At 63.3% G+C, this 9,035-nt stretch carries 10 protein-coding genes; 4 read left to right on the forward strand and 6 right to left on the reverse strand.

The genetic code is table 11. The annotated features are described in order from the left end of the window. Positions 1-74 precede the first annotated feature (74 nt). The 3 genes from ACTHNZ_RS01070 to ACTHNZ_RS01080 form a co-directional block, all read right to left on the reverse strand. The gene (locus ACTHNZ_RS01070) at positions 75-803 is read right to left on the reverse strand and encodes a DsbC family protein (protein WP_440540637.1); all 729 of its coding nucleotides are present in this window, start codon (positions 801-803) and stop codon (positions 75-77) included. A 40-nt stretch (positions 804-843) separates the two neighbouring features. Then, on the reverse strand, positions 844-2,016 hold the full coding sequence (locus tag ACTHNZ_RS01075) for a UbiH/UbiF family hydroxylase (protein WP_440540638.1): 1,173 nt from the start codon (positions 2,014-2,016) through the stop codon (positions 844-846). A 76-nt stretch (positions 2,017-2,092) separates the two neighbouring features. Further along, positions 2,093-3,667 (reverse strand): sensor domain-containing diguanylate cyclase, encoded by a 1,575-nt coding sequence (locus ACTHNZ_RS01080; RefSeq protein ID WP_440540639.1) that lies wholly within the window; start codon positions 3,665-3,667, stop codon positions 2,093-2,095. 278 nt (positions 3,668-3,945) lie between these two features. Here ACTHNZ_RS01080 and ychF point away from each other — a divergent pair, with 278 nt between their 5' ends. Continuing rightward, positions 3,946-5,040: a redox-regulated ATPase YchF gene (gene ychF, locus ACTHNZ_RS01085; RefSeq protein WP_440540640.1), complete on the forward strand. Its 1,095-nt coding sequence runs from the start codon at positions 3,946-3,948 to the stop codon at positions 5,038-5,040. Between the two features lie 279 nt (positions 5,041-5,319). Here the strand turns inward: ychF and ACTHNZ_RS01090 are convergent, their stop codons facing one another. The 3 genes from ACTHNZ_RS01090 to ACTHNZ_RS01100 form a co-directional block, all read right to left on the reverse strand. Then, complete coding sequence (locus ACTHNZ_RS01090) at positions 5,320-5,724, reverse strand: lysozyme inhibitor LprI family protein (protein ID WP_440540641.1); 405 nt, start codon at positions 5,722-5,724, stop codon at positions 5,320-5,322. Then, positions 5,721-5,939 (reverse strand): hypothetical protein, encoded by a 219-nt coding sequence (locus ACTHNZ_RS01095; protein WP_440540642.1) that lies wholly within the window; start codon positions 5,937-5,939, stop codon positions 5,721-5,723. Before ACTHNZ_RS01095 ends, ACTHNZ_RS01090 begins: the two co-directional genes overlap by 4 nt. 185 nt (positions 5,940-6,124) lie before the next feature. After that, positions 6,125-7,411 carry a glycosyltransferase gene (locus ACTHNZ_RS01100; protein ID WP_440540643.1) on the reverse strand — a complete coding sequence of 429 codons (1,287 nt, stop codon included), beginning with the start codon at positions 7,409-7,411 and terminating at the stop codon, positions 6,125-6,127. A 101-nt stretch (positions 7,412-7,512) separates the two neighbouring features. Between ACTHNZ_RS01100 and ACTHNZ_RS01105 the strand changes: the two genes are divergently transcribed. From ACTHNZ_RS01105 to ACTHNZ_RS01115, 3 genes are all read left to right on the forward strand, one after another. Further along, complete coding sequence (locus ACTHNZ_RS01105; protein WP_440540644.1) at positions 7,513-8,160, forward strand: TetR/AcrR family transcriptional regulator; 648 nt, start codon at positions 7,513-7,515, stop codon at positions 8,158-8,160. 118 nt (positions 8,161-8,278) lie between these two features. Next, positions 8,279-8,629 carry a type II toxin-antitoxin system PrlF family antitoxin gene (locus ACTHNZ_RS01110; RefSeq protein ID WP_440540645.1) on the forward strand — a complete coding sequence of 117 codons (351 nt, stop codon included), beginning with the start codon at positions 8,279-8,281 and terminating at the stop codon, positions 8,627-8,629. Then, positions 8,626-9,035, forward strand: a 410-nt coding sequence (locus ACTHNZ_RS01115) for a type II toxin-antitoxin system YhaV family toxin (RefSeq protein ID WP_440540646.1), incomplete at its 3' end; no start/stop codon positions are given. The genes ACTHNZ_RS01110 and ACTHNZ_RS01115, both read left to right, overlap by 4 nt.

The raw sequence follows: 9,035 nt of genomic DNA on the forward strand, positions 1-9,035 counted from the left end.
GCGGCGCAAAATCTCGTGCGGGAATCGTTGCGGCAGGAATACGAATCGGGCTCAGTGGCGTTGTTCAGTCGGACTCAATGCGCGCTGGCCAGCGCCTCGTTGAGCTGGCTGACCGACACGGCGCCCGGCAGGCGATGGCCGTCGGACAGGAAGATCGTCGGCGTGCCGGTCACGTTCAGGCTGTGCCCCAGCGCGAGATTCTTGTCCAGCACGGACGTGTCGCAGTTCGCCGTCGCGGCGGCCGGCGCCTGGTGGTTGATCATCCATGCCTCCCACGTCTTGCCGCGATCGGCCGCGCACCAGATCGCCTTCGACTTCGTCAGAGAATCGGGCGACAGAACCGGATACAAAAACGTATAGACGGTGACGTTGTCGATCGACTTCAGTGTCGTCTCGAGCTGCTTGCAATACGGGCAGTTCGGGTCGGAGAAGACGGCGATGCGCCGGCTGCCGTTGCCCTTGACGACCTTCACGGCGCGATCGAGCGGCAGGCTTGCGAAGTCGACCTTGTTCAGTTCGGCCAGGTGCGCCTCGCTCAGATTGGTGCGTGTCTTCGTTTCGACGAGATCGCCGGCGATCACGTAGTCGCCGTTGGCATCGGTGTAGACCATCTGCGTGCCCAGATTGACTTCGTAGAGCCCGGCGATGGGCGCCTTCGAAATGCTCTTGATCGGGATTTCGGGAAGCCGGGCCTGCAGCGTCGACTTCAGCTTGTCCGTGGTCTGATCGGCGTGGGCCGTGCAGCCGAGCGCAACAGCGGCGGCCAGTGCCGCGCAAGCGGCGATTCGCATGGCGAGGGTCATGATGTAGGTGTCCTTACTCTTACTTACTGTATGGGTTCGGTTATCCCAGCGCGGCCGATACGAGCCAGCGCTTGACAAGCGGCTGCGCGCCGACGAAGGCCATTCCGGCATTGCGCACCGATCGCGCGAGCGCCCCCGGCACGGAGAACAGGCGCTGCAAGCCGTCGGTCGCCATCGTCAATGCGCCGATGTCCTCGCGCCGCGCGCGCTCGTAGCGACGCAACAGCACGGGATCGCCGAGATCGCGGAACGATTCCTTGTCGGCGATGATGTCAGCGAGCGCGGCAACGTCGCGCAAACCCAGATTCATGCCCTGGCCGGCGAGCGGGTGAATCAGATGCGCGGCATCGCCGACGAGTGCGACGCGCGGCGCGATCAACCGATCGAGCGACTGCCGCGCCAGCGGGAATCCGTGTGCGGGCCCGACGCATTCGAGCGCACCGAGGCGGCCGTGCGCGACGCGTTCGACCGCCGCCTCGAGCTGCGCCGGCGCGAGCGCAAGCAACTCGCGCGCGTGATCTGCCTGCGCCGACCAGACTAGCGAAACGTGCGAATCGGGCAAGGGCAGCAGCGCGACGATCTCACCGTCGACGAACCACTGAAAAGCCGTCTCGCCGTGCGGTTTCTCGGCCTTGAAGTTCGCGACGACGCCCGTTTGCCGATAGTCGCGCCGTGTCACGTGCGCGCCGATCTGGGCGCGCACCCACGAATGCGCCCCATCGGCACCGACGACGAGATCGGCCTCGAGCACCTGGCCGTTCGCCAGCGCCAGACAGGCCGCATCGGGTTTCACGTCGAGCCCCTGCGCACGCGTGTCTTGCCAGCTCACCTGCGGCTGGAAACGCAGTGCGGCATCGAGGGCATGCTCGATCAGCGACGACTCGGCAATCCACGCGAGTTGAGGCACGGCGGACTGGAACGCCGAGAAGTGCAATTCGGCGAGCGCATCGCCGAATACGCGCATGTCATAAACGGGGGAGAGCCGATCGCGGTCGAGGGCCTGCCAGATGCGCAGCCGCTCGAGCAGCGCTTGCGAACTGGCGGAGAGCGCATAGATGCGCGCGTCGAACGGCACGTCCGCCGGACGCGGCGCAGCCGGCTGCGCGACGAGCGCGACGCGCAGCCCCGCTTGGGCCAGCGCGAGCGCGGCGCTCTTGCCGACGAGGCCGCCGCCGACGACGGCGACGTGAAACGTCTGATGATGGGCAGTCATGGTGGGCAATTATAGCCGCGTGCCGCCGCGCACCGCCTGGCGCAATGCCGGCTCGCGCACGGAACCGCCCCGGAATTTATGAATGCGGCCCTTCGGCCGATTCGAGCGCCGCCCGGGGCTCGCATACGGCAACCTTATTGCGCCCGGTCGCCTTCGCGTCGTACAGCGCCCGGTCCGCCGCGCGAATCACCGCGGTGACGTCGCCATCGATGTCGGGTGTCCACGCTGCCGCGCCGATGCTCGCCGTCACGCGGCCATATTCGCTTTCTGCATGTTCGATCCCTAGATCGCTGATGGCGGTCCGAATGTTCTCGGCGATCGCGAGCGCCCCTTGCTGGGACGTATCGGGCAGCACGACGAGGAATTCCTCGCCGCCGTAGCGGGCGGCGCTATCGCCGGAGCGCCGCAGGTTCTCGCCGATGCACCGTGCGACCGCGGCGAGCGCATCGTCGCCGGCTTGGTGACCATAGAGATCGTTGTAGGCCTTGAAGCGGTCGACGTCGACGAACAAGAGCGAGAAGACACTGCGCGTGCGCCGCGCCCTGCGCCACTCCCGGTCGAGTATTTCGCCAAGCGTGCGGCGGTTGTTCAACCCGGTGAGCCCGTCGATGCGCGCGAGCAGCGCCAATTCGCTTTCGGCGCGCATGCGTCGGCGCAGTTGCCCCGCCAACACGAAGGCGAGCCCGACGAAAGCCGCCGCAAACACAGCCATCAAGTAGCCGATGATCAGCGCGCGCCGCGTCCAGGCCGCGTAGATGTCCGGCTCGCCCTCCGCCACCATGATGATCAGCGGCAGGTGGCGCAGATGCTTGAAGTAATAGAGGCGGTGCTCGCCGTCGAGCGTCGACGTATCCGTGAAGCTGCCCTCCGGTGCCATCTGGAATCGTCGGAAAGTGCTCGCGTCGCTGATGTTGCGGCCCGGAACGGCCGGATCGTAGGGCTGGCGCATGACCATGACGCCGTCTTCGCCGATCAGCGCGATCGAGCCGTGGGGGCCGAGTTGCAACCCCGAAAAGAGATCGTGGAAGTAAGCGAGCTGGACCGCCACGAGCACGACGCCGCCGAACGAGCCGTCCGGCCGGGAAATCCGGCGGCTCAGCGCGATGCTCGGCGAACCGCCGCGCAGCCGCGATCGATACGGGTCGCTGACGAACAGCCCCGCATTCGGGTTGTCGCGCTGGACGGTGAAATACCGCCTGTCGCGGAAATTCATCTTGGGTGGTGTCTCCGCCAGCGAGTCGAGCACCACTTGCCCCTTCGAATCGAGCACCAGGACTGATCCCAGATAGCTGGCCGAGGCGGCGCGATCGAACAAGGCCTCGCCCCGGATGCGGGGCGGGAGCGCCATGACGTCGGGGTCGCGCATCCCATCGATGACCGCCTGCAACGAAAGCGAGTAAAGCTCGAAGTTCCGTTCGATGTCGCGCTCGGCGATCAGGGCGATGTTGCGCGACGTCTCCCGCGCACGCTCGAGCGCATCCGAGCGAGACTGGTAAAGCACCACAGCGCACAGCGCAACCATGAAAGACGCGATGAGGACCGCTCCGACGACGATGACGGGCGGGGTCAGCAGGTTGATCCGTAGCCGCTGCCAGCGAAGGCCGCGGGGGATTGGTTGGGAGGTTGGGGTGTCGTCGCGAGTTCCTGGCATGCCGGTCCCATGATTCGAAAGGCGGGCTGGCGGTGCGTCTACGCGCACACGCGACGAAGTGTAGCATCGGGAAGTCAGCGAATTCTCAATCTTCGTGCCCGCCTCGGCCGCACGGCAGCCACCTCATGCGCGAAACGTGATCAGCATGCTCGAGCCTGGGACCCAGTGTCGGCCCCGGAGCGGCAGGCCGTCTTCGTGCTCGCGTGCGGCCGGTGTTTCGCGGCAGGCGGGCGCTTCGAACGCGTTACAATTGCATCTTTCCAATCAAGGTTTTAGCAATGAGCCTCAAATGCGGCATCGTCGGCCTGCCCAACGTCGGCAAGTCCACCCTGTTCAACGCGCTGACCAAGGCGGGCATCGCCGCCGAGAACTATCCGTTCTGCACGATCGAGCCGAACGTGGGCGTCGTCGAGGTGCCCGATGCGCGCCTGAAGGCGCTCTCCGAAATCGTCAAGCCCGAGCGGATCGTGCCGGCCGTCGTCGAATTCGTCGACATCGCCGGTCTCGTTGCGGGCGCGAGCAAGGGCGAAGGCCTCGGCAACCAGTTCCTCGCGAACATCCGCGAGACCGATGCGATCACGCACGTCGTGCGCTGCTTCGAGGACGAGAACGTCATTCACGTCGCGGGCAAGGTCGATCCGCTGTCGGACATCGAAGTCATCAACACCGAGCTCGCGCTCGCCGATTTGGGCACGGTGGAAAAATCGCTGACCCGTTATGCGAAGGCGGCGAAGTCGGGCAACGACAAGGAAGCCGTCAAGCTCGCCGCCGTGCTCGAAAAAGCGCGGGTGCAGCTCGATGCCGCCAAGCCGATTCGCGCGCTCGATCTGACGGACGAGGAAGCGGCGCTGCTCAAGCCGTTTTGCCTCATCACGGCCAAGCCGACGATGTACGTGGCCAACGTGAAGGATGACGGCTTCGAGAACAATCCGCATCTCGATGCCGTGCGAAAGTACGCCGAGGCCGAGAAGTCGCCCGTCGTCGCCGTGTGCGCGGCGATCGAAGCGGAAATCGCCGATCTCGCGGACGAAGACAAGGAAGTGTTCCTGGCCGACATGGGCATGGACGAGCCGGGCCTGAACCGCGTGATCCGCGCGGGCTTCAAGCTGCTGGGCTTGCAGACGTATTTCACGGCCGGCGTGAAGGAAGTGCGCGCCTGGACGATCCATATCGGCGATACGGCACCGCAGGCGGCCGGCGTCATTCACACCGATTTCGAGCGTGGGTTCATCCGTGCACAGACGATTTCGTTCGACGATTTCGTGACGTATAAGGGTGAACAGGGCGCGAAGGAAGCCGGGAAGATGCGCGCGGAAGGTAAAGAGTATGTCGTGCACGACGGCGACGTCATGAATTTCTTGTTCAACGTCTGAGCGCGGACCGGCGCTGCCGAGTGCTCGCCGGTCTACCCGCAGTTGTCGCACAAAACTACCCATGGCATCGGCGGCCTCGAGGGGTCGCTGATTCATTGACGGGCGCCGCATAGCCAACGTGGGCGAGAACAGCTTTTTACGCTGTGCACACCGCATCTCGGCTCTCCGTTCCGAGCACGTCGCCAGGATACGGTGCGCCGCGATGCGATGTAACCGCTCGATGGCAACGGTTTATCGATAAGCCGTATCAATCTACAGCAGCGAGCGAGTAAAGCAGCACTACTGGCTCAGCTTCTTTACCATTTTCTTCATTGCAGCGGTCACGCAGATCGCCTGAGCCGCCGGCCGCATCGATCCATCACCCCACTCCGTCCGCGCTGACTTCTCGCAAGAAGCATCGCGCGCTTTTTTCCATTTGGCGATGCGCGCATCGAGCGGTGCTTTTTGCTCCGGGTGCTCACGCTTGCGCTGCTCGATGACTTGTTGCAACTCACGTTCAGCGACGATCTGGTCGCGCCACGCACAAAAATTCATGCTGGTCTGATTCGAATCGCAGTTGGCAAGCAACGCACTGACTTCGCTCGCCGGCAAGCCACTACGAGCCGAGATCTCATCAGCAGGTGTCGGGTCGGCAAATGCGTGGGCCGATGCAAAGACGACCAAACCAAGAACGAGTTTTTTCATTGATGATTGCCCCGCCGGCGAAACGGCGCAGATTCCCGGTTGTTCACGATGCGGCGCACCGCCGCTTCCGCGTGGCCCACGCGAACGGCAAGTGCCGCGTTCACCTGGGCTGCAGTGACAGGCCTTGCCAGTTCCTCTTGGGTGCACGACCCATTGTGCGCAAGCGTGCCAATCCCGAACGTGCAATTGTTCGCCTGGTCGTTGTAATAGGCCATGACGGCGTACTCGCGAGTCCGCGATGCGGTCCAACCATCCTGGCTCAGGCGCATATTTTCGTTTGCGATTTATCGCCATCTCAAAGCGTTATCGGTATTTCCGCGACGGCCTCTCGGAGCGAAGCACTTTATCATCAGACGATAGATCCGCACTAACGCGCGAACACATTCCGACTTGTTACCCGCTAACCATGCGCATTCACAGGGCAGATCCCAACAGACCTGAGTTCGCGCCCCGCCGCTCCCAAGCGTTCGATCGCCGCAACCGCCGTGTGTAAGCCGTCTTCGTGCCGCATCGCCGCTGCCAGTCGTTCCGCGCGAGCTTGGGTTGCACTCAGTGAAGCAAACTCGATCGCGCGTGCGAACGCGGCCGCCGTCGGCGCGTTGCCATCCACTGCGGCGGCTGCGACGCCGAGCCGATGCAACCGATCCGCCCAGAAGAACTGATCGCCCGCAAACGGCACGACGACCGACGGTTTGCCCGAACGCGTCGCCGAATGCGTCGTTCCCGCGCCGCCGTGGTGGACCACGAGCGACACACGCGGAAACAGCCATGCATGCGGCGTGTCTCCAATGACATGGAAATTCGACGGCAATTCCGACGGGCCGAGGCCGCCCCACCCCGGATAAACGAGTGCCCGGCGCCCGTCGACCGCGGCGACCAACGCACGCATCAATCGCTTACTATCGAAGCCGGCCATGCTACCGAAGCCGATATAGATCGGCGGCTCGCCAGCTTCAAGGAACGCCGACACCGTGTCGGGTGGCGCCCAATCGTCGCCCCCGTCAGCATGGGCGACCCATTGACCGCAAACGAGCGCGTGCTCGGGCCAGTCGGCTGGCTGCGGGAGCAACGCGCGAGAAATGCCATACAAGACGGGATGATCGGTCCAACCACGCCTGCGCGGCGGCAACGCGCAAACTTCGACGCGCGCCTTGTTCGTCGCTGCGCGGAACGCGCGCCAGATCATATGGTTGACGAACGGGTGGCTCACGCGATGCAGGAAACCGGGCACGGTGCCGGGCCGCAAGAACGGCGAGGCAAAATCGCGCGTGGGTGTGATGGGAATCATCGCGGCGCCAATCGCCGGAATGCGCAACTGCTCAGCGACGGACAACCCGACGAAAGAAGCCAGCGCGGACACGATCACGGCGTCGCTGCCGTCGGCCGCGGCCCTCACTTCACGCATCCAGGCGGACGTATTGGCATTCGCGATCGAAGCGAGCGCCTTCATCGCCGCTCGCGCGCTGCCGCGCTTGCCGACGATCGGGCCGAGTGCTTCAGGCGCGACCGCAGCCCGGATGTCGCCGGACAGCGGTGCGCACGGCACCGCTAACGCACGCGCCGCATGCAGCGTCGCACGGTCCGCCAGCAACTGGGCCTCATGCCCCGCGTCCATCAGCGCGCGACAAAGCGCGGCGAGCGGCCGAGTATCGCCTTCTGTCCCATACGTCGCTACGGTAAATTTCATGCTTCGTCCGTCGCCCCGCTTGCGCGGGCCGCGCCATTGAACACAAAAGAATACGACGTATATTAATGCACGATGTGCATTTTTTTCAGAGAATATCGCGGATGACAACAGTCGAGGAACCGGGACGCCGAGAGCGCAAGCGATTGCAGATGGTCGCTCATTTGGTGGGCGTGGCCGGGCGCCTATTCGAGACCCAGCCTTACGGCAGCGTCACGATGGAGCAGATTGCGCTAGAAGCCGACGTGGCCAAACGCACGCTCTACAATCACTTCCCGACGAAGGAGGCGCTGCTGGCGCATTGGCTCGAGGCCGAGCTCAAACGCGATCTCGAACGGCTAACGCCCGAGTTGCAACGCAGACGCGGCTTCGCGGCGCGTGTATCGGCCGAACTCGATGCGTCGGCGGATTGGTGCGAAAGACACCCTGCTCACCTTGCCGCCTACCTGCGGCATCGCTTTCTATCGATGGGCGACGCGACGCCGGAGCCGCCGCCACAGAGAAATCCCGATCGCGGCGATATTGCCGGGCTTTGGTACATGCTGATCACGGATGCTCAAGGTACAGGCGAATTGTCGGACCGCTTTTCGGCCAAGCAGCTCACGACGTGGTTCCACCACCTGTATCTCGGCACGCTGATGCGCTGGCTGATGGAACCGACGATCTCGCTGCGCGAGGAGTTCGAGCAAATGGTAGTGCTGTTCATAGAGGGGGCCGCGTCACGCAAATGTACGAGTCACCCGGCGGACTGATCCCGCCACACGCGCTTCTTGAAGATGAGTCCACCAGCGGTCCCGAGAGGCAGCCGAACGCATTGACACGGTAATGCAATTGCATTACCATCTTCCCAACCATCGAATGGAGTCCGACATGTCCTACGCGCTCACTCCTGAGGGGGATTTCGTCGAAGCCGAGTCTTCGCTGACCGATCGGTATCAGACTACCGTTCCCGAGATCGTTCGCCGGTTCCTCAAGCTTGGCAAAAGGGACAAAATTCATTACCGGATCAAATCAACCGGTGAAGTTGTCATGGAACGCGCACCGGCTGACGAAGAAGACGATCCCGCGTTCGAGCCCTTTCTCGCGTTTCTTGCCCGCGATATCGAGAGACACCCGGAAACCCTCCGCTCGTTCACGCCTGAGTTCGTGCAGCGCGTGCAAGCGCTGGTCGCGCACGTCGACATCGATCTCGATGCGGCTCTTTCCCCGGACGATGAATGACGGAAAATGCCGCAACGCTCGTGATGAATGGGTGGACGATCTTTGGTCACCCATGTTTTCTCGATCAGTTCCAATCGCTCGTCGAGGAAGTCGAAGAGTTCAAACGGAAACTCCCTCGGGAGTATCACAAAAAGAACGCTGCGAAGCGGCTTGCAGCGATCGTCAAGCTCGCATTCGAAATCATTCCGCACGATCCCGAGAACAGCGACTATCGGCAGGGCGGGACTTTGGGCGACGACAGGAAGCATTGGTTTCGCGCGAAATTCTTTCAGCAGTATCGCCTGTTTTTCCGCTATCACAAGCAGAGCAAAATCATCATTTTGGGATGGGTCAACGACGACAAGACGAAGCGCGCATACGGTTCAGCGAGCGACGCTTACAAGGTTTTCAGCAAAATGCTCGACAG

This window comes from Trinickia sp. (assembly GCF_051953955.1).
GTDB lineage: Bacteria > Pseudomonadota > Gammaproteobacteria > Burkholderiales > Burkholderiaceae > Trinickia.